Here is a 25548-nt window from a genome sequence, read left to right on the forward strand (position 1 = left end):
AAAAGAAAAGGTCTTACGATCTTGGAAGCCCCCACTTCAAGCAACCCGTAAGGGTGCTAAGTGGCGGGTAGTTCACTTGTACAAACATATGGATCTTCCTTTCTTTGATATTGATCATCATTCTCAATACTAAGCTAAGCTAAGCTTAGCTTTGCCTTTCTTTTTTTATTGAATGCCCTCTTTTATTTCTTTTATCATGCCTTCGACAGATTCTAACCCCCCACCAGATAAGTACCAAAGACCTGGATTTAAATATACGACGTGTTTGTTTTTTATGGCATTGATGTTTTTTACATAGTCATTTTCGACAATTTGCTTTACAGAGGATGTTTGTCCAATCGCCGCCCCACGGTCAACCACAAGTAGATAGTCAGGATTTTTCTTTACTAAATATTCGTATGATATGCTTTGTCCATGACTTGCGTTTGGATCAAGTTTCTCATCTGCTGGCTGAATACCAAAGACATCATGAACTAATCCATATTTAGATCCTGGCCCAAAGGCTGTCATTTTACTATCGTTTGCCATCATGACTAATGCATTTTTGTTCAGCTTTTTTGCTTGTTTTTGCAGCTCCTCAATTTGCTGATCAATGCTTGCAAGTGCTTCTTTCGCTTCACGTTCTTTCCCAAAAATTTTCGCTAATTTGTTAGTGTCTGATTTAAATGATTTCATATAATGCTTGTTGTCTGTATCAATGTAAATAGTTGGAGCAATTTTTGAAAACTCATTAAATAATTCTGCCTGACGGTGTTGGATAATAATTAAATCTGGCTTCATTTCGGCTACTTTTTCAAAATCAGGCTCTTTTAAGCCGCCAAGGTTTTCATATCGCTCATCGTTGTATTGAGATAAGTAGTCAGGAACTGCTTGTTTCGGTAACCCGGCTACTTGAACGCCTAATTTATCAAGCGTGTCCAGCGCTCCCATGCTGAATACAGCTACTTTTTTGGGATTCTTTTTCACGTCAATTCCTTTTTTATTGTACTGATCCGTAATAGTGATGATCTGTTCTTTCGTTCCTGATGCTTCCTTCGTTTCTCCGTTTCCGCAAGCAGCGACTACCGCCATCGTTAGAACTGTTAACATTGCTACTAACCATTTTTTCATCTGTATCACCTCATTGATTTTTTAAGAAAAATATAAACAAATTCGTTTTCCATTTACCATTTCAATTGGAATATGCATGTCGTAAATGTCCTGTAAAACAGGTGTTTGAATGATGTCCTCTGTTTTTCCTTTTTGAACAATCTGTCCACCTTTTAAAGCCACTATATAATCCGAATAGGCAGAGGCAAAGTTAATATCATGAATGACAATGACGATTGTTTTTCCAAGCTCCTCTACGAGCTGACGAAGCAGCTTCATAATTTCTACGGAATGCTTCATATCTAGATTATTAAGGGGTTCATCTAAAAAAATATAATCCGTATCTTGTGCGATGACCATGGCAATAAATGCGCGCTGACATTGCCCACCGCTCAGCTCATCTAAATATTTATCTTGAATATCTTCAAGCTTCATGTAAGACAGCGCTTTATCTACAAATTCCTTGTCTTCCTTTGTTAAACGCCCTTTCGAATAAGGAAAGCGTCCAAAGTTCGCCAGCTCACGGATCGTTAAACGAATGCTCAGCTGATTCGACTGCTTTAAAATACTTATTTTTTTAGCAAGTTCATTACTCTCAAATGCCGCCATGTCCTTGCCCTCAATCTCGATAGAGCCAGAATCAGGGGAGACAAGGCGACTCATAATGGAGAGAAGCGTGCTTTTTCCTGCTCCGTTTGCGCCAATAAATGACGTAATAGTCCTTTTTGGAATGGAAACGGACGTTTCAGCAAGCACGACCTTTTCTCCGTATGCTTTACAAACACCTTTTACTTCTACCATGATTTATTCTCCTTTAACAGCAAGTAAATAAAATATACACCCCCAACAAAATCAATAATGACGCTTAATGTCGTATTGAAGGTAAATATTTTTTCAACGATAAACTCTCCTCCAACGAGTGCGGTGATACTTAGCAGAAATGATCCAAGCAATAGGTACGTGTGGCGATAAGTTTTAAATAATTCACGCGCAAGATTCACAGCGAGTAGACCTAGAAATGTGATTGGTCCTACTAGCGCTGTGGCAACTGAAATAAGAATCGCAATGACAATCAGCATTTTTCGAACAAGCTTGTCGTAATCAATGCCAAGATTTATCGCCTGTTCCTTACCGAGTGACAGCACATCAAAAATGGAGGTGAACCGCCAAACGTAAACACCTAATCCAATAAAGATAACGGCTGCTATATATAGCAAATCCGTATTTACATTGTTGAAGCTTGCAAATGATTTATCTTGGACAATTTGAAATTCATTGGGATCAATGAGCATTTCAATAAACGATGACATACTCTTGAATAGCGTTCCGAAAATAATTCCGACAAGCAAGATAAAAAAGACATTTTTACTCGCCCGCTTAAACATAAAATGATAAAGAATGATTGAAAAGCCAATCATTAAAAGAACGCATAGAACAAAATTAACAGGTTTACTGGTTATCAATAGATTTGTTGAACCAAATAGATAAATAATAACCGTTTGTAAAAATAAGTAGAGTGAATCAAGTCCAAGAATACTCGGCGTAAGAATTCGGTTATTTGTAATCGTTTGAAAAATAACGGTGGAAAACGCAATGGCTCCTCCTGTCAATACCATGGCTGACACCTTCTCTATGCGCCTTGGCAGCGTATAAGGCCAGTATCCCAAGTCGTAGCTAAGGAAAAGAGCGATAAAAACGATTGCCACCATGCTGATCGCAATCATTTTTCGATTGTTGTTATGCATATCGACCTCTCCTTACGAGCATAAACAGAAAGATTGCACTTCCAATTACACCGACCATTAATCCAATAGATATTTCATACGGAAAAATGATGACTCTCCCCAGCATGTCACAGGCAAGTACAAACAATGCTCCGAGTATTGCGGTATGTGGAAGGCTACTTCGCAAATTGTCTCCTTTATACATCGAAACGATATTAGGGATGATGAGTCCTAGAAAAGGAAGCATTCCTACGGTTAAAATGGTCACGGATGTGATGAATGACACGATGACTAATCCGATGTTTACAACCCTCTTGTAGTTAAGTCCGAGATTAATAGAAAAGCTCTCTCCCATTCCTGCTACAGTAAACTTATCAGCAAATAGATATGCAATTATTAACAGAGGTATACTCAGGTATAGCAGTTCATATCGCCCTTTAACGACAAGAGAAAAATCACCTTGAAGCCATGAGGAAAGACTTTGAATAAAATCATATTTGTAGGCAATGAATGTTGCGATGGAACTAACGATGCTCCCGAGCATTAACCCGACGAGCGGTATGTAAATCGTGTCATTGAACTTTATTCTGCTAAGAATTTTCATAAACAAGAAGTTTCCTGCTAGAGAGAAAATAAATGCAATCGTCATCTTCATCAGAGGACTTGCGGAAGTAAAAAGCAAAAGAGAAATGAGAACACCTAACCTTGCCCAATCCATTGTTCCTGCCGTAGTAGGAGAAACAAATCTATTTCGTGTTATTTGTTGCATAATTAAACCACAAATGCTAAGGCTCATTCCTGCTAGTAAAATACTAGCTAGTCTCGGTATGCGGCTGAATATGAGCGTCCTCTCTTCTTCACCACTAAGGTGTAAGAGGTCCATTATGGACAGGTTCTGAACGCCAATAAATAACGAAGCAACAGCAAATAGAACGAGCAAACCGAGTAAATAGCGCAGTTTCAAGCTGTTTTTGCCCTCCTTTCTCGTTAGTAATGATAATCATTATCAATTGATATTTTCATCCTATCATGTTTTAATAGAAATGCAAAGAGTTTTATAGATATTTTAAAAAATGGCGAAACTTTTCCCCTTTTTTCCCCGTCTAATGTCATAGGGAGTGAAAAAAATGAAGAAACTAGTGGCAATGATTGTCGTTGCGGGAGGTCTTTTTACATACATTTCAGGGTACGCACACCCACTATTTGCACAGCTAGAAGAACAAGACTCCCTTCCTTCTCAGCCGGTCAATCAACAGCAAGCACCCATTGAATATGATGCCGGAAAGGTCATTCGACAGATACAGTGGCAAGATCTGCAAAAAAATAGTCCACGTCCATGGGAAAATAGATGGACGATGAATTATTATTCATGGGTAAATACGGGTACACAAGTGGCAGAGCGTGACATGTTCAGCGGACAAAGCGTGTTAGACGCGACGGATTCGATGGTCGAGGAAGCGGATAAGCATAGTTAAACACACGATAAAAAGAGCACTTTAGGTGCTCTTTTTGTTTATGGTTTCTCATACACTACGAAAAAGGATCTGGTAGAATGACAGATAAAGTACGCCGGGTTATTTGGATCATTCCAAATGTATTTTGCTACCTCATGGTCATTGGTCTAATTGTTTTTATTACCGCCAACGCTGAGGGATTATATTCAGAGAATCGATTAGAGATTTGGGTTTTCTTTTCTATGCTCCTTTTGGCCGTTTCCATTTTCGGCAGCTACCGAATCTGGAAATGGATGAGAGATGGAAAATTATAAGCTCCATGACATCATAAAACATGCAAAGATTATTCTTGCGTGATGTCTCATTTAAAATATGTATCCAACCATGAACAGCAGCTTCCACTCATCATTTGGACCCGGCACTATGTAAAAACTCACTTTTCAGTATGCTCATTCGTAGACGATCAACGTACATCCCTTCACGGAGGCGATCCTGTCGTAAAATCCCTTCTTCAACATAGCCAATACGCTTATAGGATTTAATGGCTTTTTCGTTGTCCACTTCTACTCGTAGCCAAATTTTATTTAAGTTAAGCTCACGAAATCCAAATGACAGCATTTTGTTCATAGCGGCTATTCCGTACCCCTTTCTCCAGTAGCGTTTGTCCCCAATCGCGATGCCCAATTCAGCATGATGATTTAAGGGGTCCATATTTTTAAAATCCACCCAGCCAATATGTACACCTTCTTCAGTGACGATTGCTTTTTGCTCGTAGCCGTTTGTTTTATCAATACACATCTGAATCCATGAAGCCGTTTCTTCTTTTGTAAACGGAGGGTATTTTTCCGGCATATTTAAATGCTTCGTTACCTCCTTGTCTAGGCACCACGTATAGCGGTCCTCGGCATCCTTTAGTTGAAGCTCCCGTAGGTTGACCGTTGGTATCATAATAAAACCACCCCTTTTTCCATATTATTGAATAGATCTAGTATACTAAATTTAAAAGGTTTTTTGGAAAAGAAGTTGTAGTTGGCAATGAGGGTGGTCATGGGCGAGGATGCTTTTTCGGATGTGCTGTTGCTCATGTTGGTTCTTGTAGATGTGCTTTTGTAGTGTTGTATGTGGTACTGCCTGTTCGTGTGCGCACGTGGAAAAGAAAATAGCTTCATAGATATCTTAGATGTACTAAAAAAACGAAAGCTGGTAATTTATCAGCTTTCGTTTAACCAATCCTCTCTACTGCTTCAACAAGCATATCCCCAACAAAATCTCGATCAATGAATACCGCCTTCACATTATGCGCCCTGTTCTTTTCCTAGCGAGAATCCTTCGAAAAGACGCCCCCCAAAAGGAGCGAGTACTTCATCCACTATTTGAACGATGCGCTCTTTGTAACCAAGCTTATAAAACGTATGAAATGCGTCAATAAATCGCTCCGCAAATTCTTCATCGTATCGGCAAAGCTCTCGAACAATCCACTTCGAGTCACCGACCCAATGGCGATTCGTCCTAAGGATAAATTCGTGGGTAAGATTTGCAAGCGTGTTGGCGACAAATAGCTCTTCTGCTTTATTTGTGCAACCAATTAAATCATCAAGCGCGTCGGTTAGAAAATATCGCTTTAATTGAATCGTCTCGTCTGTCCATGCCTCAGGACCTTGATCAAGAAGCCTTTGCGCTTCTCGTTTAATGTCTTCTACTTTCCCGTGATCCACGAGGACAAATCCCTCCGCTACCATGCGTGGCAATGAAGGCCTCGCTCGTTTACAATCTTGCTCAAAAAAGGCCTGGTAGGAAGTAAAATTGTGCGCAAATACTTCAATGCACCAGCCAAGCTCAATGACCGATTCCCGGTAGGAAGCCGGTAAATTCTCATCGAAGACGACGATATCTAAATCCGATGTCTCGGTTGCCTCTCCTCGAACAACACTCCCTGCCAAAACGGCCCCGCCACATAGCGGGAAGTGTCTCATAACAAATTGTTTTGCTGCATCCATAGGCTCTAAGCGCTGAATCATGAAGCAACCCTCCTTTTCTATGCCTCTATTATAAATTATTCCGAATATTTGTGATAATATAATGTTACTAGAAAGGGTGAAATAATATGTTTGGGGTACTTGCTCGGTTTAATACTCGTACTGAACAGCACATTAAACAAATATGGAATGCTTTAGAAAAGGAACAACTCTCCTTTTATGCCCGGGAGGTACAGGATTGAATTACTTGAGATAGATATAAAAACCCATTCTTTTAAGGAACGGATGCAATTGTCATTAAATTAAGGTCGAATTTTGAGACAGTATTTTTCTAATCACTCTTATTTGACCTCTGTGGTTAATTTCATCTTCGAATACGTGAAACCAGATGAAATAGTTATTAGACGGATTGTTATCCCACAGTCTATTTTCATACAACCAATCATCATCTAGAGTAGCAAATTCTTTTAACGTTCTACTTCTCACTTCTTCTAGTTTGGAGATATAAAACTCTAAGGAATGACCTTTGATATGTGTTCTGCCCATATCACCAAGACTGTATGGTGCACCCCATTCCTTCATTTCTTGTTCATTGGGTTTTCTACCGTCAAAAATCTCTATTTGAAACCCTTTTTCAACAGCAGCCATATGTAATAAAAGAGACCCGATACTATTACTTTCCTCGCTCATTAAATAGTCTAATTCGGAAGTAGTCAAACCATGTACGGCTTCTAAAGTTGTTTTTCTAGCATAGTTCATTTGTGAGACAAGGTGACCAATTTGGGCGCTAACCCCCCTTAATTTTTCTATCTTAAATTCCATGAAACATGCACCTCGTTTACTCGATTAGAAATCTTGATACCCTGCTCTTTAACTTGATATCTCCTTCACAATAGTACCATAAAAAGTAAATATATCCTCTTATTATCGTAGTAACAACCTGCACGCAAAAGACTAAAAAAATTCATATAGACCTTGATCAAAATAAGCGTATTCTTCTTTTGAGATAGCAAGTCGTTGATATCCATCGTAAAAAGCGTCTATATATTGGGGATGATTGGTGAATCGTCGCACGGCTAATGCCACATCATAGCGCGGATCTCCAATGGTTAGATCTGCTACATCAATAAATGTCTCTACTTTTCCATCCCTCACTAGAACATTCTCCATCGTGCAATCTCCGTGAATCATCGTCTCTAAAATGGGCGCTGGCTTTTCTGCATGTAACTTTTCCAGGAGTACATCATTTCCATCCGTTCCCCCTTCATGCAAATTAATCTCCGCTTGTTTAAGCTGTCCATCTAGCCAGGGAACGGATTTTCTGAGAGGTTCGTTCAAAGGCAACTCATGGAGCTTCCTTATAAGTTCACCAAACGAGTTCATAAGCTTGCATTTTTCCTGCTCAGTTTTAGCCAGACTAAAGGCTTTTCTTAATGTCATTCCTTCCTCAAAGGACATAATCAAGTGGCTTCCTTCTTCATCTTCAAAAAAACCGTAATATGTTGGTACGGGAAGAAAAGTAGATTGAAGGGTTTCTAGCACATATGCCTCACGTACTAGCCATGAGCGGTATCTTTTGGTGAACGCGCTTTTCAGTAAATAAGTATGTGTTTCAGTTTGTACCCTACTGACTTTTGATGTCCATCCCTGCTCATTTAGAAGTTCAATGTTAATTACTTCTCCAATGATATTCTCTATTTGTTTTAAACGTTCGGTATTTATTGTTTATTCCTCCTTCTTAAACGTGTTCAATACATGATTCGTGAGAATAGAGAGAAGTCCTCTTTTACATAAATTGATTGACTTTTGTTCCTTTTCTCTTTATATTAGACTGATCGGTCTATAGGCGAAATGAATTAGAGAGGGGGTAATGGATTATGAATACGCGCGATAAAATTATTCAAACGGCTTCTAGCTTGTTTCAGTTACAGGGCTATCATGCAACAGGTCTTACTCAAATTCTTGAGCAAAGCGCTACGCCAAAGGGTTCGATGTATTATCACTTTCCACAAGGAAAAGAGCAGCTGGCTGTTGAAGCGATTAAGTATATGAAAGAGTTTGTTCAGGAAAAAAATGAAGAAATTCTTGAGAACTATGAAGATGCCGTTGAGGCTATTCAGCGCATCATTCTTGACGTAGCAGATCATTTTGAGAAAGATGATCACGCCCCTGGTTTTCCAGTAGGATTACTTGCAGCAGAAACGGCTTCCACAAGTGAGTTGCTACAACAAGCATGTCAGCAGGCATTTGAGGCTTGGGAAGGCGGATACTACAAGAAGCTTACTGCAAACGGTTGGGACGAAGGGAGCGCACAGGATATGGCAATTGTGATTAATTCCTTAATCGAAGGCAGCATTTTGCGCGCTCTTGCCAATAAAAGCAGTAAACCGCTTCGCATTGCAGCGGCACAAATTCCACAGCTGTTAAAACAAACATAGACGTTGTTCATTTACATAAAAATTATAGTGACTGGTCTAATGTTCAAGCTGTAACGAATATACATGAGATGGTTTGATTAAAAGGGGGAAATAAAATGGATGCGAGTGCTACTCAGCACAGCCAAACACAGATAAAAGTTTTACCGATTATGATTGCCTTTTTAATGAGCGGTTTTATCGGGCTTTTTAGTGAAACAGCGCTTAATATGGCGCTAGCTGATTTAATGAGGGAATTTGAAATTAGAGAAACGACCGTTCAGTGGTTAACGACAGGATACCTGCTTGTGCTTGGCATTTTAGTTCCGGTATCAGGTCTATTATTACAACGTTTTACGACGAGACAGCTCTTTATCGCTGCTCTCTCCTTCTCGGTTGTCGGAACGCTTGTAGCGGCTCTTTCACCGACGTTTACCTTCTTAATGGGGGCTCGCGTCATTCAAGCAATTGGTACAGGTCTTCTATTACCGTTAATGTTCAATACGATTCTGTTAATCTTCCCTCCTGAAAAGCGCGGAGCTGCGATGGGAATGATTGGTCTTGTTATTATGTTTGCTCCAGCCGTTGGCCCAACGATTTCAGGGTTAATCATTGAGCATTTAACATGGCACTGGATTTTCTGGATTTCACTTCCTGTTCTAGTGTTCTCACTGATTTTCGGGATCATTTATATGCAAAATGTGTCTGAAACGAAAACGATTAAGCTGGACGCCCTCTCCATTGTGTTATCAACCATTGGTTTTGGGGGAATCGTCTTTGGCTTCAGTAGCGCTGGTGAAGGAGATGCTGGGTGGCTAGAGCCAAAGGTTCTTATTTCAATTGGAATTGGTGTGTTGTTTTTAATTCTATTTAGCCTCCGTCAAGTATCGATGGATCAGCCAATGATTAACTTAAAAGTGTTTAAATATCCAATGTTCACGATTGGTCTTGTGATGATCTTCATTTGTATGATGGTGATCTTGTCATCAATGCTATTATTACCGATTTATTTGCAAGGTGGTCTTGTTTTAACCGGATTTGTAGCAGGACTGTTGCTTCTTCCTGGTGGGGTCGTAAATGGACTTATCTCGCCTGTGATGGGTCGATTATTTGATAAGTATGGTCCCAAATGGCTCGTGATTCCAGGCTTTATTATCATATCTGTTGTCCTTTGGTTCTTCACGACCATTAATACCGCTTCAACGACAGCCTTTATCATTGTGCTTCATACGTGTCTAATGATTGGGGTTGCAATGGTCATGATGCCAGCTCAAACAAACGGCTTGAATCAGCTACCGAAGCAGTTCTACCCTGATGGAACGGCCGTTATGAACACGCTACAGCAAATTGCCGGTGCAATCGGAACAGCCGTAGCCGCAAGTATTATGGCATCTGGTCAAAAGGATTACATGGCAACCGTAAAAAATCCTGCGGACCCGTCTGTTATTTCTGCTTCGATCACAGCTGGGACACAGCACGCCTTCGTGTTTATCTTAACGGTCGCAATCATTGGATTTTTAGGATCTCTATTCATTAAGCGTGTGAATGTGAAGGAAGTATCGTAAAAAAGCAGTGCTGGACTTATAAGTCGTTCAGTTTTAAAGTAGAACATAAAAAAACGAACGAGAATAATAGCTAACTCACAGCTAAACGATCAAAAGAAAAAGGTCTTGTCCTCGAAGGTAACAGGTTCCCATTCGGGGTGCAAAAGTTAAAATTACAATAGTTTTTGGCGTGAATTCACCAGTGAATTCACGCCTTTATTTTTATTGATCAATTAACGTTCGTTGTACTTTTATCAAAAATCCCCCTAGTCGTTCGCAGAGATTTTCTTTATATGGACAATACTTATTGTACCTATGAAACCTATGTGCGAAAATGGTTGTGAAATTGCCTGAGAATTGGGCTAACAGATAAGGTACTTACTAGGAAAGATATAATTTATTTAAAATAAAGATAGAACGTTGATAAGCAAAGGAGTTTGGAGAAATGAACTTAGAAAAGCTAAAAAAAGCATTAAAAGAGGAAAAAATTGATGAAGCAGAAGGTATTTTAGAGGAAGTAGGGACAAATAAGTACGAACCCGCCATCCCGCTTCTCATTGAGTTTTTAAAAAGCACAGATAATCATCGACTAAGAAATTCTATTGCACTTACTCTTAGTGATATTGAAAATGAAATAGCAGTAGAACCATTGATTGAAATGATAAATGACCCAAAGACTTTAGGGTTTAGAGGTTCATTGCTTTTTGCCTTGAAACCTTTTGATTGTTCTTCACACTTAGAGACGCTAATCTATCATCTTTTATCTGGAAACTTTGAGGTGCAAATGGAAGCATATCAACTAATTGAGGAAAACATTCATTCTGATCTATCTGATGATGTAATACTAAAATGTATCATTAAGGTAAAGAAAGAATTAGATGAAATAGAACGAAAAAAGGAAATACTCTCAGACGCGTTAGACCTGTTATTTTCATTAAAAGAAGTATAATGACACGAAAATCTGAGCTAATGAAAGAAAAAACGCTGCTGATAGTAAAAATCAACAGCGTTTTCTTATGTGATTATTGTTGTGAATTACCCTTTGCTTTTTGAGGTGAAATGGGGTAAATGTTCTTCGTGGTCACTCACCGTGAAGAACAAATGATAGAGGGATTTGGTGCTCTTCTACACCAAAATCATCTAACCAGTCTCTCTTTGTGAAATCGCCGTGTAATTTTAACTCCCCCACCCCACTCCCCTTGCCCAATCTTGCTTTTTAAAAATTATGTTAGCTCTTTTTAGACAGAATCATATCCACATGAGGAATTCCGTCCTCCAAGTAAACATCTGATATTACTTCAAATCCGAACGACCCGTAGAACTTTCGCAGGTAATCCTGGGCTTGAATTTTAATGCGTGATTCGTTAAGCTCATTTGTTAAAAAATCGAGCGCTCGCTTCAGCAGCTCTTCCCCTAGCTTTTGCTTGCGATAGGCTTTTTTGACAAGAACGCGTCCGATGGAAGCCTCCTCATAAGACACCCCTGGTGGAAGAAGGCGAGAGTATGCGGCAATTTCCCCCTCTACTTCTTTAAACAAGTGATAGCTCAGAAGATCCTTTCCATCTAGTTCAGGATACGGACAGTTTTGTTCGACGACAAACACGTCTACCCGTTCTTTCAGCACGCTGTACAGCTCATTTGTCGACATTTCTTCAAATCTCCTAATATACCATGTCATTGTTGCGGCACCTTCTTTTTCAAAGTATGTATGAAAGCTATTTTTATTATTATAAGACAAACCTGCCACACATGTCAGCGGCTTATTACATGACATTCCATACATTGGTTACTTTTTATTTTGATAGGGTACTACATATGTGAAGTACATCACGTTCTTAGTTAAAGGAGAGATGACAGCATGAGTAAATCAGATAAAAACAATGCTAAAACAGGTGCTGATTTATTAGTTGAAAGTTTAGAGAAGCATAATGTTCCTTACATATTCGGCATTCCTGGAGCAAAAATTGATGGCGTATTTGACGTATTAAAAGACCGTGGTCCAGAGGTCATTTTATGCCGTCATGAGCAAAACGCAGCCTTTATGGCCGCAGCGGTCGGAAGACTCACTGGTAAGCCAGGTGTATGCCTCGTAACATCAGGACCAGGAGCAGCTAATTTAGCGACCGGGCTTGTGACAGCGACAGCAGAAGGTGACCCAATCGTTGCACTAGCTGGAGCTGTTCCTAGAGGAGATCGAGCAAAAAATCGTCACCAATCAATGGATAATGAAGGCCTTTTTAAATCCATTACAAAGTTCAGCGTCGAAGTAGAAGATGCAGCGAACGTTTCAGAAGTCATCGCAGATGCTTTTCGTAAAGCGACCTCTTCTCCTTCTGGCGCAGCGTTTGTCAGCTTGCCACAAGACGTAATGGCGAGTGAAACGTCACTTCCCGTTCTTTCACCTTTAAAAGCCTCAAAGCTTGGAGCTGCAAATAAAGATGCATTAACAGACGCCGTTCAAACAATTCGCACAGCCAAATTGCCCGTGCTTCTGCTAGGAATGCGTGCTAGCCAGCCACAGGCAGTAAGGGCAATACGCACGCTTCTTTCGCAGCATGCGATTCCTGTCGTAGAGACGTTTCAAGGAGCTGGAGCCCTTTCACGTGACCTTGAATCCAACTTTTTTGGACGAGTAGGGCTATTTCGTAATCAACCAGGAGATGTGTTGCTGAAGCATGCTGATGTGGTCGTAACGATTGGGTATGATCCAATCGAATATCCTCCTTCTCTTTGGAACAAAGAAGGTGAGCGACAGATTGTTCATGTAGACGCCGTTCCTGCACAAGCAGACTATGACTATCAGCCAACAGTGGAGTTATGGGGAGATATTTCGAGTACGGTTGAAGCTCTTGTAAGTGAGTGGCCCTCTATCACGTATTCAGATGAGATTACTGCTCGCCTAACAACCATTAAGAGTACACTTCAACAGTCAGAGGAAGACTACGAATTCAATGAAGACACTAAACAGCTGCATCCCCTTCAAATTATTGACGTTCTTCAGCAGACGATTGATGATGATACAACGGTCACGTGTGATATTGGCTCGTTGTATATCTGGATGGCTCGCTATTTCCGCTCCTACACACCACAACATTTGTTATTTACAAACGGAATGCAAACGCTTGGTGTGGCGCTTCCGTGGGGGATTGCGGCATCGCTCGTTCGACCTCATGAAAAAGTCTTGTCCATGTCTGGAGACGGTGGCTTTCTGTTCTCAGCGATGGAGCTTGAAACAGCCGTTCGCCTGAACCTCCCCATCGTCCATATTATTTGGAATGATCAAACCTATGACATGGTTGGCTTTCAGCAGCAAGTGAAGTACAACCGAAAATCAGCGGTAGAATTCGGAAACGTTGACTTTGTGAAATTTGCGGAAAGCTTCGGTGCAAAAGGATTTAGAGTACACACAAAAGAGGAACTTGCATCGGTATTGAAAGAAGCGTTTCAGACCGACGGACCTGTCGTCATTGATGTTCCCGTTGATTATAAAGATAACGAGAAGCTAAATACACAGCTATTACCAGATCAATTAAACTAAAAAGGAATGAGTAAAGATGACAAAAGAGAACCAGAAAACCATTTATCAAACCTCCACAATGATTGCCCTTTTAGATGGTGTGTTTGACGGAGTCGTTACGTATAAAGATCTAGCAAAGCAAGGTGACTTTGGCCTTGGAACGTTTAATAAGCTAGACGGTGAAATGATCGCGATTGACGGAGAATTTTATCAAATTACGCATGGAAAAGCGATTCCGGTTGAGGAAAGTGCGAAAACGCCTTTTGCTATTATGACGACGTTTCAAGAAGAGGTTTCCTATAAAATCGAAGAGGAAATGAGCCTAGAGCAGCTAGAAGAATGGCTAAATAAACGCTTGCAGAGTAAAAATATTTTTTATGCGATTCGCATTGACGGGACGTTTCGTGAAGTGAAAACGAGAACCGTTGCCAAGCAAGAAAAGCCTTATCCTTCTATGGTGGAAGCAGCAGAAAATCAGCCTACGTTCACATCAACGAACGTTACGGGAACGATTGCTGGATTTTTCACCCCTAACTATGCGACAGGAATTGGTGTTCCGGGTTATCACCTGCATTTTATCGATGAAGCACGTAAGGAAGGCGGTCATGTTCAGGATCTGACGATAGAGAACATCACGATCAAGATTTGCCAAAAAACAAAGTTAGATTTAACTCTCCTTGAAACGAACGAGTTTTTAGAAGCAGATCTAGAGAGTCATAGCGTAGAAGAAGAAATTGCTACAGCAGAGTAAGCGGAGCTTTTTTAGAAACGTCACGCCCCTTAAACTTGAGGTACGTGACGTTTTTACATTCACTTATATTGCTGTCGTGGTTGTACGTAATAATTCAAAAGCTTTCTCCATGTCAACATCCCGTTTTAAATGCTCGGGTGTCCATGGAATATATACGTGGGGCTCTATCCCTTTTCGCGTCATGCCCCTTCCCTCGTCAATTCGTGATAATCGTGACGTCGGATAGGAAAGCTCGAAGGTATCGTTCCACGTTTGAGACAGTAGGTTCGCATAGTCATTCACCCCTGCAGTTGGTCTACCGATTACCGTCACTTTGCTCGATTTTTTACACATTTCAATAAAAGAATCTCCTGAGCTTGCACACGTATAGTCTGTTAACACAACGACTTTCTGGGGCTGGGGAAATCCTTTTACAAACGTGTTCTCGGGAAGAAGCTCACGAAAATCAAACTCAACAAAGCCCTTCCCCTTATGTTTTTTCCATTCACGTAAAAATAACTCGACGGAGAAGCGCGACTGTTTGTCGTCAATGAATGTTAACTGTCGTTCAATTTCATAAACGGCACGTTCTGCATTTGATGTGGTGTTATGAAACAGCATTTTCTCCGTGGGATCGTATAGCTCCGTTCCTTCTGGTGGCAACAAATAAGGAAGCAATGGGAAAAAGCTTGAATCGCTTCCTCCTTTATTCACGCGAACGTCTACAATCCAATGTTTAGCTTTACTCAACAGCTGCTCATTGTTCCTGATAAGATTCACAATGGCATCAGGGTTTGCAAAATCGGTTATTTTAAACATAACAGTATCTGGCGTTTGTTCTTGAACGCTGTATGTAGGAATCCATTTCGGATAATCAAACCACCGCAAATTTATCGTTTGGCGACTTCCAGCTTCTGTTACGACTTCACCTTTATCATAAAGAGCTAAAATCTTTGTCCACTTTTCGCGCTCTGCCGTACGTTCGTTTACATAGCGGTGGTGAATTTCTTTTAACTCTAGGACAGGTATGTCCCCTAATGACGTAAAATACATTCCTTTTTGGAGCTGTGACTCCTGCTGTGCGGACGTTACATAAAGCTTATCTTCAAAGCGCCGCACGTCAAACCCTCGATGACGTTTTTTCACCGATTTATTTTGAATAGCATTAAAAAACAGATGTGGGTCATTCCAATCCATTAAATAATCTTGCACAAGATCGACAACCGCTTCATCCGTTAATAGTTGCTCGGCTTGCAATCTACGAATCTCGTGGATGTATTCATCAGGGCGGTCACACCCTATTTTGTCATAACAGCCCGCATAGTCGTTGCGCATAATATGAACGATTTCATTAAATACTTGTTCCAATGAGGTCCCTCTTTTCTTGTGTTCATTCATTCCGCGCGTTGTCCTTTCTACTTCAGTGCGTATTCAACTAAGTTAGGAAGCTTATGTTCTGGTACTTGCGCAATTTCTTGAAACGTCATGCCCTTTTTATGTAATCGATTCACAACGACCCAGCCTGTATAGTACACTTCTCGATCGTGACCAGTTGTTCCCTCACCAAATGTAAACTTTGTAAGCGCAGACGAGCTCTCATCTCGCAAATAAGGACGAATGCCCGCTAAAATTTCCTCTTCATGCTTTTGACAGGAAGCAAACCAGCCTTCTTTATGCTCGATATACGCTGCGTCAGGATGACCAGGAACGAAATGCTTGCTAATTTGTGTCGCAAGGCCTTCTTGAATGACAGTTGAAGCGACAGAGCGCTCCCATGCTCCGGTTAATTCAGCGGTTTTCATATGTACGACGTGAGTGAGCTCGTGAGTAAGTAAAATATCGTCCGTGTCCGCTCTCGTTTCAATTGGTAAGCACAGCACGGCGTCTCCATCTTCAGTTATGGTTACAAACGGATTGTGCTCAAACCCACCTACGAAGTACAAAATGACGACCTGAAGAGGCTCCTCGTATCCTAGTAAACTTTTTACGTTACTTAAATGTTTTTTCAAGAGGTCGTCATGAGGAGCCCAGCTGCGTATGGATTCAATATGAGTGTGATACGCACCCCATGCATTCTCGACTAACGTTCTAGCTAATGCATTTCCTTCATCGGTAGGCGGGACTGCGGCAAATCCGTAATGCTTTTGCCACAGCTCCCACCGCTTGTCAGTCGTAACGTGCTCGTGATTTGCACGTTGATAAAATTGCAAAAAATCTGGTACTTTGTTCAAAATGCTCGCTGTGTCCATTTGCGATTCCTCACTTTTTAGTTAACGTATGTCTTTTCCCATTCGCACAAATAATCATAAACAGCGCGTTAATGGATAGGAAAATAGGAAGAAATTCATTCCCCATTGCTTCTCGACCGATATGAACGATGCCAACTGCAACGACTAGATAAAAAAATAAAGCGTATTGTAATTTCATCGTTAGTCCTCCTCTCTTTTAAATTTTACCATATTTATACATAATGTACGGTAATCACTTCAGAAGGCGTACTTCTGTGAAGGAGAAACGATGCCTTTAGAGAATTTCTATATAATTGGTCATTTTAGAGGAGGTTTTACATTGGACAAAACGTCGCTAACCATTAATAAACATAGCTGGGATGAGGCGGCAACACGCTTTTTCGGTCGAAATCCCCTACCGGAGTATGGTCCACTTGCACCGAGTGAAGAAGAGCTGAATTTATTCGGAGACGTGTCTGGGCTTCGCGTATTAGATGTTGGCTGTGGGAGCGGTCATTCCCTTAAATATATGAATGATCACGGAGCAAATGAGCTATGGGGTCTTGATTTATCAACGGTGCAAATTACAGCTGCACAAAAGGTTTTGGAAAAAAGCAATGTTCCCTTTCATTTATTTGAATCCCCGATGGAAGAGAATCCTGGACTTCCACGTGACTACTTCGATATCGTCTATTCCATATACGCGCTTGGATGGACGACCAACATGAAACAAACGCTTCAGCATATCCATACATACCTAAAAAAAGACGGCGTTTTTATTTTTAGCTGGGAGCATCCTCTTCATAACCGAATCAGACGTGATCATGATACGTTCACCGTAGCAAAGTCCTATCATGAGGAAGGTTCATACAAGCATCCTGCATGGAATGAGCCTGCCTACATGCAGCAATACCGCATCAGCACTTATATTAATCTACTAATAGAAACAGGTTTTCGTATTGAACAATTAATTGAAGACGTTTCGCTGACAGAAGAAGATCGAGAGCGTCACGAGAATCAGTGGTACTCGTATGATCAAGCAAAGCTTATTCCAACGACGTTCATTATGAAGTGTACGAAAAAGTAACAAAGCCCATCCCTTTTTTACTCTAGGGACGGGCTTTTTCTATTAGAGATCTTTGTTTGCGTAAATTTTTATCGTAAGCATTTCACCATAAATTGCATAAAAAACGAAACTTTTACAATTATAATTCGTATATACAAGTAGAGAAAGGAGTGGTCTACATGCCATGCTGTCAAAATTGTGGACATCAGTGGAGCTGGGGGACTACTTTTAAAAAAATCTGGACATTCAAACGAACGTTAACCTGCCCAAATTGCCAAGTAGTGCAGTACGTTTCAAAGGACGCGCGCTTTAAGATCAGCTTAATTTCCACGATTATTCCCCTTGTACTTGTTCCATTAATTGCATTTGGATTTGCCGCCAAATCCATTGTCTTTGTTGAATTTCTCCTGTTAGGAATGTTCTCTTTGTACATGCCAAACTTGTACGAATTAACAAATGAAGAAGAACACTTGTGGTAACAAAAAAAGCGCTCTGAGCTCAGAGCGCTTTTTCTGTCATGCATTCATACACATCAAATGAACGACCGAATCCGTATCCATCCTTCACCTCATGAATCGTAACATTCGGAAATCCATTCCGGCTTAAAATCGTATCAAATTCATTCTCCTCATAAAGACGGACCCGGAAATTCATTGTTTCCGTTTTAATCACTGTTTGATCACGCATCAGCACATATTTTATCGTGGTGTGTAATGTGTTTTCGTGCTCATCGTAATGAACTTTTTTCCACTCAATAATCGTGTCGTCTGTAAATTCCACACGATTTGTTTGAGCCCAATTCGGAATTTCTTCCGACGTGTTGCTCGTTGTCATAATCGTCAAGAGTAATTTCCCGTTTTCCTTTAACAACGAAGATAAATTTTCTAAGCTTTTGGCTACTAAGTGATCGGGCAACAATGAAAACGAACCAAACGGAATCATAATCAAATCATATTTTTTATCTGTGGAAAATTCCTCTATTTTATCATGATAAATAGTCGGAATAAGATTAAGATCTACACACTTTTCTCGGCAGCGTTCTAGCATATCAACCGATAGATCAAACCCTTCAATATCAATCCCCTCTTGCATAAATGGAATGAGCATACGTCCGTTCCCACACATTGGCTCAAGCACATTCATCTCTTTGTTCGCCACAAACGAAAGGAAGAAGCGGAGTTCTTCTCCTTGTGCCAGTGATTTGTCACGTTCATACATTCGGGTACATAGCTCTCCGTAGTAATCGCTCACCTATTTCTCCTCCAGCTTCCAGTCAAATCCCGCTTCTTCAATCACTTTTACGGGAGCTGCATCATTAACGATTTTATAGTAGTCACTTTTTTCATTTTTAGTAATCCAGACGTAGTTTGATGTCAAAAAGGCAATGCCAAACGTACTCTCAGGGTACGTGCGGAGTTCATAGAGGGTTTTCTTTGATGGGTTGTCTACTTTTTTCAACTTCATAGCGGAGATCGCATCCAATAGCTGTTGCTGCGTTTTTTCATCCTCAATCCGTACGCCACGCGTTTGCTCATCTGCTACCATTTGCTTAAGCGTAATCTCATGAATTTTTTTCATCTCCTCCTTAGGAATCACATCAGCAAAAGACTGTTGACGATTTATAAAGACGAGTCCTCCTATTACAATGGCTAGTATAAGAAAAAACGTCACCATTTTTTTCATCTCTTTTCCCTCCTCTATATGTCCTTATTTTACCATTACCCCCTCCTTTCAGGAACAAATTTCCTGTTTTTTCTTTCATAACTTTCTCTTGTTTATTATAATAGAGAGAGAAAATTGCGACTGTTGCGAATCCCTACTGGGTACTACTTAAACAAAATTCTACCGATAGGAATTCATTCCGTTTCGTCCCGTAGAAAACGAAAAAGGGTGTGTCACCATGTTAAAAGAAGCAGATACGACAGCACTATCCTCTCAGTGTGAACAGTGCTTTGGACTGTGCTGTGTCGCCTTACCTTATATAAAATCTTCAGACTTTCCAAACGATAAGGATAGTGGCGTTCCTTGTCAGCACTTAAGAGCTGACTATCAGTGTGCGACTCACGATACGCTTCGAGAGAACGGCTTTAAAGGATGCACTGTATATGAGTGCTTTGGAGCAGGTCAAAAAATATCCCAATTGACATATGAGGGTGTTGATTGGCGAACTGGTGATGCGTCACACCGCGAAGAGATGTTTGATGCATTTCCAGTTATGCAGCAGCTTCATGAAATGCTTTACTATTTAAACGAGGCGAGAATGAGAGAAGAAGTTGTTTCGATTCATCTACAGTTAAGCGACATGTACGAAAAAACAGAGAAGTTAACGCTTCTTTCAGGAAAGCAGCTTCTTCAAATCGACATTCCCCTTCATCGTCATGAGGTCAATCAGTGGCTAACCGAGGCAAGTCGTCTTGTTCGTCAGTCGAGTCCTCCTGCTAAAAAAACGTGCCAAAAACCGAAAAAGAAAAAGCAAGGATTAGATCTTCTCGGTGCAAATCTACAAAGAGCAGATCTTCGGGGAGAAAGCTTGCGGGGCGCATGGCTGATGGCCGCGAATTTACAAGGAGCGGACTTACGCTGTGCGGATGTCATCGGCGCAGACTTTCGTGATGCAAACATTAGTGGGGCTGACTTGACGAGCACGCTTTTTTTAACTCAGGCACAGGTCAATGCCTGTCATGGTGATCATAAAGCAAAGCTTCCTTCAAACTTATCTACGCCAAGGCATTGGCAATAGAAAACCTCTCCATATACATTTTGTGGAAAAGTGTATATGGAGAGAAGGAATACAACGTATGTTCTACCGATCGTGTTAGTTGGCGTTGTACTCTTAATAGGTGTTAGCATTGACGCCGTATCAAAGCGCAGAAACACAAAAAGTTCACCAGAGAATCTCCATCATTCTGCTCTTCAAAGTGATTTCTACAAGCCGTATACGCTAAACGTTTGAAGCCGGATAACCAGCTTGGAACATTGCTTCCAAGCTGGTTATTTGTAAGATGCGTATGGAAAGTAAGGACTGCTTTAATCATGTTCACATCTCTCCATCCGTTTGTTCAATTTGAATGACATGTACGGATTAAATTCTTACAAATAGTCCTAGCGGTTTCGTTTACACATAAGTTTCAGACAACTAGGAATCTGGTAAAAGTATTTTGCTAGATTGGGGAACGTTTGATAGAACGATGAGTTCGGATCTTCGCTACAGATTGCTCCCTTTCCGCAGGGCAGCCGCTGAGCTTCCTCGTCGCTTTGCTTCCTGCGGGATCTCATCTGGCCTGCTAATCCTGCAGGAGTGTCGCATCCTCCGCTACAACTTGGTGTGAGGAATGGTTCTTCTTTAACGAATGTGCCTCCATTCATCTCTCTTTTTGTAGGAGTATTTAGTCAAACGATGAGTTCGGCTCTTCGCTACAGATTGCTCCCTTTCCGCAGAGCAGCCGCTGAGCTTCCTCGTCGCTTTGCTTCCTGCGGGATCTCATCTGGTCTGCTAATCCTGCAGGAGTGTCGCATCTTTCGCTACGATCCTTGGTGTGAGGAATGGTTGTTTTTAGACGAATGTTTCTCCCATACGTCTCTTTTACTAGGTTTGTTGTACCTAGCCATGCTGCAGAGATTAAAAAGGTCAGCGCCTAAGTGCCGCTGACCTTCTTAATTATGCGTGCTCAAAAAGGAATCTTCTCCTACAACGAGCTTCACCCAATGCTTGCTTTCGCTCCTAGTGGAGACAATTTTAAAATTGAGCGTTGCCTCTGCTTTTCCATCTAGGCTTTCTCGTTTCTTTTTTAGCTGAAGCGTGTCCGACTGATAGGTCCCAATCATGGACTCAATGGTATAGTGATCGACGTTTGTGATATCATCGCTTCCGTCTCCATTAATCGTAAAATCAGCAAAGAATTCTGCCCGTGCGATTCCTGTGTTCCAAGCCACTTTGGTATTTTTGTAGCTCGTTGTGTTCTGTTTTGTAACGGTATCATTTAGTGTAACGGTCGTTACCGCAATCGAACCATCGGCAAATGTTTCAACCTGTTGCTGTTTTTTAGCTGTATTGTCCATCGTAATTTTTACCGGTTTCGCTACGTCTTGTAGGGAGTCCATCGTCTTTCCGCTATTAATCTTTCGAATGAGCTTTCGCTGAACTCTTGGTTTTACATCATAAGCAGATAAAAATGTTTCAAGCCGTAATTGATCTTTCTTTGTTAACTTTTCTGCGCGTACAGACTCTGCGGTAGGAGCAGTTTTAACAAATGTAATTACAATAATAATAATTAACGTAAGTAGTAACGCCATACTATAAGTGGCGATACGAACGGGTTTCTTATTTTTCTCGTCCACAAAGGCGACTCCTTTATACGATATGGTTATTCATATAATACCATATATTAGGTGTCTCGAAACGTTAAAAATCAGAAAACTCCGCTAATTTCCATCCTCGTTTCTGGGAAGCTTTCATAGTATTTTCGCGTTTGGTGCTCGAACATTTGAGTGGCACAAAGAAGACACTGATAGGCTTCTTCTAGACGACCTTCTGTATGTAAAATTGTAGATTTGAATTGTAGACATCGCGTCATGAGAGAGTTGTCTGCAATCAAGGATGCGTCCTCATAGGCCTCCTCAATGTATAGCAGAGACAAGCTGCTGGCGTTTTGTTTAAATGCTACATGAGACAGCAGAAAATTAATCGTCGCTTTAAGTTCTTTGTCACCACCGACATGATCACGATGTTCTTTACAAAGTTTCTCTGCTTCTGAAAGGTTTCCAGCTTTGTAGTACGTAAGCGCCATTTCATAATAGCTGTTTAACACGTGTTTTTGCTTTTGATGACTAATCGCAAGCTCCAAACATTCTTGTAAATAGTTTAGGCTCTTATCAAATTCTCCCGTTTCACGATACAAAATGCCTAAATTCGTTAAACACCCGGCAACTTCGCCCCACTCTTCGTTTTCTTTTAGGAGACGAATCGCTTTTTCCGTTTCCACAATTCCCTTTTCAAACTCTTTTAAATACAAGTACACAACGCCATGCAGCATATAAAAAGATCCTGCTTTAAAGTAACAATTCTGCTCCTTCATGAGTTGAAAAGCCTGTGACATAATCGTAAGTGCTTTTTCAAATTCTTGAATGCGGCAGTAGCTGTAAGCTTGCGTAAAGTAGAGGTTCAAGTATAGCAATGTGTTTTCCGGCGCATAGTTTGATTCTAATAATAGAAGCCCTTTAATCGATGCTTCAATACTTTTATGGTAGTCGCGAGTTTTAAAATAAGCCTTTGATAGCGAAATGTAAATGCTAATGAGCTGTTCGAGCTCGTAAGGAGGTAAATAGATAAGCGCATCGTTAAAATAAATGAGTGCCTCGTCGTATTGGTCACTTTGAAGAGCGAGGTCTCCATCAATTTTTGCCACTGCCCCACGCACGGAAAGATCAAGGTCTTTTTCTTTTAAATGTCCTAGAATTTCTTTTACTTCTTTATAGCGTTTCGCCTTCATTAACCCTTGAAGTAACGTAATCGTTTCTTGTTTGTTTTCTGCTATTGTCCCTTTTCCACTTTTGTTTTCAAGCAATGATTGAACGCTCACCCCAAGGCGGGCTGCAATTTGTTCAAGCGTTTTTAAGGACGGATTCGTTAAATTACGTTCAATTAAACTAATCATTCCGACGCTTAAATTCGGTCCAGAAATCTCGCTCTGCGTTAATCCAATCATTTTTCTTCTCTCTTTAATTCGCTGTCCTACACTTTCCATAATGTCCCTCACCTATCAATTCCCTGTTATTTTTTTAATATTCTGCTTATTTTGAAATGTAATCCTTTTCGGTAGGAAAAGTCAACTTTTTTATTCGAAAAAATGTTTTTTTATAAGAAATGAGGGAAAAATATACATTTTCTGATGTGTGTAGCGTAAAAAACAGAGAAAGAGGACCCTCTTTCTCTGTTCGCTTTACAGAGCAGACTGGTACTGTTTTTCAAGCGTCGCACGCAGGCTTTCAGCAAGCCCTTCGACAGCGAGGACTTTTTGCAGTTTTTCTTTGTTTTTCTTGTCAAAGAATTTCACATCGTTCACAAGTGCTACACTAACCGCGTGCGGATCGGGTTTTAAAAGAACGAGCTTATCCTGAGGTGAGACCATTCCTTCTTTTAAAACACGGAATAAAAACCCGGTGTAGCCGCTATCTCTTACTTGAAGAACCAAATCAGAGACGTCATATTTTGCAGCTAGCTTTGCACAAGGATTTCGTGGTTCTGTAACTTGAATAATTGCTTCACCGTAAGAAAATGTATCCCCTATGTACGTGTTTTCTTCCGTTAATCCAACGGTCGTAATGTTTTCGCCAAACAAAGCCGTCTCCACCATGTTTGATAAAATTGGTCGCCAGTGAGCGTAGTGTTCATGCGGGTATAAACAAAGAGCCTTTTCTACACCACCATGATGTTTATACGCTTGTTCATCGCCCTGTAGCCCAATTTCACTCAAAAAGATTGGTTCTGTAACAGCGCCCTTTCGAATAGCAGATTCAAAGGTTTTAGTACCATATGTTAAGGTTTCAATTTTCCCAATATTAAGTGATGTTACATCGTACGTCGTCATTTTAAACTCCTTTTCTATAAACCTACTCCGTCAGGCGGACAAATTTCCTTTATTCGAGCGCTCCGACCAAGATTAGTAGCCATGATTGTGGCTACCGTGACAAGAACAATCACACCCGTCCACAGCGCAAAAGCTGTGGAATAGTGCTGTGAGAGCCAGCCAGCAAGAAAGGTTCCGAGCGCTCCGCTTATCCCGCCCAATACATATGTCACGCTGCGTACGCACGACAGCAAAGCATCGGGTGTAGCTGCTTGGTGTACGGCAGCCTGAATAACAAATCCCATCGACAGCGCGCCGTCGAATAAAAACATACCTAAACAAATCATCCCGCTGTGCTGAGCCAAGCAGAGAAGGGAAATCCCAATGCCTGATAGAAAAAATAATACGCTTAAAAGGAGCATCCAGTTCGGGTTTTTCATCCATTTTAACACAATAATTCCTAAAATATATACATAGACTTTATGAATGACACCACCTCATTTTAACAAAATAGAAAGAGTAGAGACCCATCATTCAACCCCTCACCTTTTTACTCGCTGAGCCGTGCTAACCCCCATCAGCACTCCACCGCTAATGCCCGCGATTGTTCCTAAAATAGGTGTCCACTGCGTTACGTAGATTCCGGCCATAAACAGAATCAAGCCAATGACAAAAAATCGATTAAACATGCTACTCCTCCTTTCTTAGCATTACGTCGTTGCTATTGAATATATGAAGCAGCTTATCTTTGTACGGAGCAAGCGCTTCTAGAATCTCCTGTCGGTTTTTCGTTTCGTAGATCTTGTTCCATTCGATCATTTTACGAAAAATAGAGAAGGTTGGTTTGTAGTGAGATGCCTCTAATTTCATTCTTTGCTTGAAGAACCGTTTAATAATTTGCCTCTGCCTCGTGCGGTACGGTGGATCGACTAAAATGATGAGGTCCGCTTGCTGAAAGCTGTCCCCTACCCAATCAAGGTGAACGCCTTCAATAATCCACTGCTCAGAACGAATGATTGTTAATAGAAGCTCATCCCTTTCTTCAGGACTACGCCTTCTGTCCTCTCGTTCTCCTCGCTCCCATACAACGTTATCAAGCTCATAAAACGGAATGTTAAGCTCTTTGGATAACCGCCTTGCGAGCGTTGTTTTTCCACTGCCGACGGAGCCGATAATATGAATTTTGTTTATCACATGCTTGTCACCTCATAGAAATAAGAACCTCCTTAAGTGGGAGGTT

Annotated in this window: 31 protein-coding genes; 11 read left to right on the plus strand and 20 right to left on the minus strand. The window is 40.9% G+C overall.

What is annotated here, in order from left to right; translation table 11 throughout:
* Positions 1-165: 165 nt before the first annotated feature.
* The 4 genes from AMD01_RS09000 to AMD01_RS09015 are packed head-to-tail and all read right to left on the minus strand — an operon-like array spanning position 166 to position 3777.
* On the minus strand, positions 166-1110 hold the full coding sequence (locus tag AMD01_RS09000) for a siderophore ABC transporter substrate-binding protein (RefSeq protein WP_053401075.1): 945 nt from the start codon (positions 1108-1110) through the stop codon (positions 166-168).
* A 21-nt stretch (positions 1111-1131) separates the two neighbouring features.
* Positions 1132-1890, minus strand: coding sequence for an iron ABC transporter ATP-binding protein (locus AMD01_RS09005; protein WP_053401076.1), 759 nt, complete (start codon positions 1888-1890; stop codon positions 1132-1134).
* Entirely contained in the window at positions 1884-2834 is a 951-nt protein-coding gene (locus AMD01_RS09010) for an iron chelate uptake ABC transporter family permease subunit (protein ID WP_053401077.1), read from the minus strand. The genes AMD01_RS09005 and AMD01_RS09010 overlap by 7 nt, the downstream gene beginning before the upstream one ends.
* Positions 2827-3777, minus strand: coding sequence for an ABC transporter permease (locus AMD01_RS09015; protein WP_053401078.1), 951 nt, complete (start codon positions 3775-3777; stop codon positions 2827-2829). Before AMD01_RS09015 ends, AMD01_RS09010 begins: the two co-directional genes overlap by 8 nt.
* A 163-nt stretch (positions 3778-3940) precedes the next feature.
* Here AMD01_RS09015 and AMD01_RS09020 point away from each other — a divergent pair, with 163 nt between their 5' ends.
* Positions 3941-4288 (plus strand): hypothetical protein, encoded by a 348-nt coding sequence (locus AMD01_RS09020; protein WP_053401079.1) that lies wholly within the window; start codon positions 3941-3943, stop codon positions 4286-4288.
* Positions 4289-4365: 77 nt separating this feature from the next.
* Positions 4366-4581: a hypothetical protein gene (locus tag AMD01_RS09025; RefSeq protein WP_053401080.1), complete on the plus strand. Its 216-nt coding sequence runs from the start codon at positions 4366-4368 to the stop codon at positions 4579-4581.
* 91 nt (positions 4582-4672) lie between these two features.
* On the opposite strand, the gene AMD01_RS09030 is transcribed toward AMD01_RS09025, so the two are convergent.
* The 4 genes from AMD01_RS09030 to AMD01_RS09045 all read right to left on the minus strand — a co-directional run bounded on the left by AMD01_RS09030 (position 4673) and on the right by AMD01_RS09045 (position 7965).
* Positions 4673-5215, minus strand: a complete 543-nt coding sequence (locus AMD01_RS09030; RefSeq protein ID WP_285846573.1) for a GNAT family N-acetyltransferase — start codon at positions 5213-5215, stop codon at positions 4673-4675.
* 347 nt (positions 5216-5562) lie between these two features.
* A complete protein-coding gene (locus AMD01_RS09035; RefSeq protein ID WP_053401082.1) occupies positions 5563-6285 on the minus strand; it encodes a nucleotidyltransferase domain-containing protein in 723 nt (240 codons plus the stop codon).
* A gap of 255 nt (positions 6286-6540) precedes the next feature.
* Positions 6541-7065 carry a DinB family protein gene (locus AMD01_RS09040; protein ID WP_053401083.1) on the minus strand — a complete coding sequence of 175 codons (525 nt, stop codon included), beginning with the start codon at positions 7063-7065 and terminating at the stop codon, positions 6541-6543.
* Between the two features lie 132 nt (positions 7066-7197).
* Positions 7198-7965 (minus strand): phosphotransferase, encoded by a 768-nt coding sequence (locus AMD01_RS09045; RefSeq protein WP_053401084.1) that lies wholly within the window; start codon positions 7963-7965, stop codon positions 7198-7200.
* Positions 7966-8120: 155 nt separating this feature from the next.
* Here AMD01_RS09045 and AMD01_RS09050 point away from each other — a divergent pair, with 155 nt between their 5' ends.
* The 3 genes from AMD01_RS09050 (at position 8121) to AMD01_RS09060 (ending at position 11150) form a co-directional block, all read left to right on the plus strand.
* On the plus strand, positions 8121-8681 hold the full coding sequence (locus tag AMD01_RS09050) for a TetR/AcrR family transcriptional regulator (RefSeq protein WP_053401085.1): 561 nt from the start codon (positions 8121-8123) through the stop codon (positions 8679-8681).
* Positions 8682-8776: 95 nt separating this feature from the next.
* Positions 8777-10222 carry a lincomycin efflux MFS transporter Lmr(B) gene (lmr(B), locus tag AMD01_RS09055; RefSeq protein ID WP_053401086.1) on the plus strand — a complete coding sequence of 482 codons (1446 nt, stop codon included), beginning with the start codon at positions 8777-8779 and terminating at the stop codon, positions 10220-10222.
* 424 nt (positions 10223-10646) lie between these two features.
* A complete protein-coding gene (locus AMD01_RS09060) occupies positions 10647-11150 on the plus strand; it encodes a HEAT repeat domain-containing protein (protein WP_053401087.1) in 504 nt (167 codons plus the stop codon).
* 279 nt (positions 11151-11429) lie between these two features.
* Here AMD01_RS09060 and AMD01_RS09065 read toward each other — a convergent pair whose 3' ends face one another.
* The gene (locus AMD01_RS09065; RefSeq protein ID WP_425415126.1) at positions 11430-11849 is read right to left on the minus strand and encodes a GNAT family N-acetyltransferase; all 420 of its coding nucleotides are present in this window, start codon (positions 11847-11849) and stop codon (positions 11430-11432) included.
* A gap of 210 nt (positions 11850-12059) precedes the next feature.
* Between AMD01_RS09065 and alsS the strand changes: the two genes are divergently transcribed.
* The gene (alsS, locus tag AMD01_RS09070) at positions 12060-13739 is read left to right on the plus strand and encodes an acetolactate synthase AlsS (RefSeq protein ID WP_053401089.1); all 1680 of its coding nucleotides are present in this window, start codon (positions 12060-12062) and stop codon (positions 13737-13739) included.
* Positions 13740-13755: 16 nt separating this feature from the next.
* Positions 13756-14469, plus strand: a complete 714-nt coding sequence (gene budA, locus AMD01_RS09075) for an acetolactate decarboxylase (protein ID WP_053401090.1) — start codon at positions 13756-13758, stop codon at positions 14467-14469.
* Between the two features lie 63 nt (positions 14470-14532).
* Here budA and AMD01_RS09080 read toward each other — a convergent pair whose 3' ends face one another.
* From AMD01_RS09080 to AMD01_RS23995, 3 genes are read right to left on the minus strand one after another with little or no spacing between them, the layout of a single operon-like run.
* A complete protein-coding gene (locus AMD01_RS09080) occupies positions 14533-15816 on the minus strand; it encodes a S41 family peptidase (RefSeq protein ID WP_053401091.1) in 1284 nt (427 codons plus the stop codon).
* A 47-nt stretch (positions 15817-15863) separates the two neighbouring features.
* Positions 15864-16697 carry a DUF2268 domain-containing putative Zn-dependent protease gene (locus tag AMD01_RS09085; protein ID WP_053401092.1) on the minus strand — a complete coding sequence of 278 codons (834 nt, stop codon included), beginning with the start codon at positions 16695-16697 and terminating at the stop codon, positions 15864-15866.
* A 10-nt stretch (positions 16698-16707) separates the two neighbouring features.
* A complete protein-coding gene (locus AMD01_RS23995; RefSeq protein WP_157052674.1) occupies positions 16708-16875 on the minus strand; it encodes a hypothetical protein in 168 nt (55 codons plus the stop codon).
* Positions 16876-17016: 141 nt separating this feature from the next.
* Between AMD01_RS23995 and AMD01_RS09090 the strand changes: the two genes are divergently transcribed.
* Both AMD01_RS09090 and AMD01_RS09095 read left to right on the plus strand, forming a co-directional pair.
* Positions 17017-17763 carry a class I SAM-dependent methyltransferase gene (locus AMD01_RS09090; RefSeq protein WP_053401093.1) on the plus strand — a complete coding sequence of 249 codons (747 nt, stop codon included), beginning with the start codon at positions 17017-17019 and terminating at the stop codon, positions 17761-17763.
* Between the two features lie 158 nt (positions 17764-17921).
* Positions 17922-18221, plus strand: coding sequence for a TIGR04104 family putative zinc finger protein (locus AMD01_RS09095; RefSeq protein WP_053401094.1), 300 nt, complete (start codon positions 17922-17924; stop codon positions 18219-18221).
* Between the two features lie 19 nt (positions 18222-18240).
* Here AMD01_RS09095 and AMD01_RS09100 read toward each other — a convergent pair whose 3' ends face one another.
* Together AMD01_RS09100 and AMD01_RS24710 are read right to left on the minus strand one after the other, a co-directional pair.
* The gene (locus AMD01_RS09100; protein ID WP_157052675.1) at positions 18241-18993 is read right to left on the minus strand and encodes a class I SAM-dependent methyltransferase; all 753 of its coding nucleotides are present in this window, start codon (positions 18991-18993) and stop codon (positions 18241-18243) included.
* Positions 18994-19425: a hypothetical protein gene (locus AMD01_RS24710; protein ID WP_053401095.1), complete on the minus strand. Its 432-nt coding sequence runs from the start codon at positions 19423-19425 to the stop codon at positions 18994-18996.
* 217 nt (positions 19426-19642) lie between these two features.
* Between AMD01_RS24710 and AMD01_RS09110 the strand changes: the two genes are divergently transcribed.
* Complete coding sequence (locus AMD01_RS09110; protein WP_053401096.1) at positions 19643-20482, plus strand: pentapeptide repeat-containing protein; 840 nt, start codon at positions 19643-19645, stop codon at positions 20480-20482.
* A gap of 36 nt (positions 20483-20518) precedes the next feature.
* Entirely contained in the window at positions 20519-20695 is a 177-nt protein-coding gene (locus AMD01_RS24010) for a hypothetical protein (protein ID WP_157052678.1), read from the plus strand.
* A 701-nt stretch (positions 20696-21396) separates the two neighbouring features.
* Here AMD01_RS24010 and AMD01_RS09115 read toward each other — a convergent pair.
* From AMD01_RS09115 to AMD01_RS09135, 6 genes are all read right to left on the minus strand, one after another.
* A complete protein-coding gene (locus tag AMD01_RS09115; protein WP_053401097.1) occupies positions 21397-22080 on the minus strand; it encodes a DUF5626 family protein in 684 nt (227 codons plus the stop codon).
* Positions 22081-22151: 71 nt separating this feature from the next.
* The gene (locus AMD01_RS09120) at positions 22152-23486 is read right to left on the minus strand and encodes a helix-turn-helix domain-containing protein (protein ID WP_053401098.1); all 1335 of its coding nucleotides are present in this window, start codon (positions 23484-23486) and stop codon (positions 22152-22154) included.
* Between the two features lie 195 nt (positions 23487-23681).
* Entirely contained in the window at positions 23682-24329 is a 648-nt protein-coding gene (locus AMD01_RS09125) for an MOSC domain-containing protein (protein ID WP_053401099.1), read from the minus strand.
* A 14-nt stretch (positions 24330-24343) separates the two neighbouring features.
* A complete protein-coding gene (locus AMD01_RS09130; protein WP_053401100.1) occupies positions 24344-24760 on the minus strand; it encodes an MFS transporter in 417 nt (138 codons plus the stop codon).
* Positions 24761-24850: 90 nt separating this feature from the next.
* Positions 24851-24997 carry a hypothetical protein gene (locus AMD01_RS24455; RefSeq protein ID WP_169775945.1) on the minus strand — a complete coding sequence of 49 codons (147 nt, stop codon included), beginning with the start codon at positions 24995-24997 and terminating at the stop codon, positions 24851-24853.
* A 1-nt stretch (position 24998) separates the two neighbouring features.
* Positions 24999-25502 (minus strand): AAA family ATPase, encoded by a 504-nt coding sequence (locus AMD01_RS09135; protein WP_342666974.1) that lies wholly within the window; start codon positions 25500-25502, stop codon positions 24999-25001.
* Positions 25503-25548 lie beyond the last annotated feature (46 nt).

It is taken from the genome of Priestia koreensis (genome assembly GCF_001274935.1).
GTDB classification, from domain to species: domain Bacteria; phylum Bacillota; class Bacilli; order Bacillales; family Bacillaceae_H; genus Bacillus_AG; species Bacillus_AG koreensis.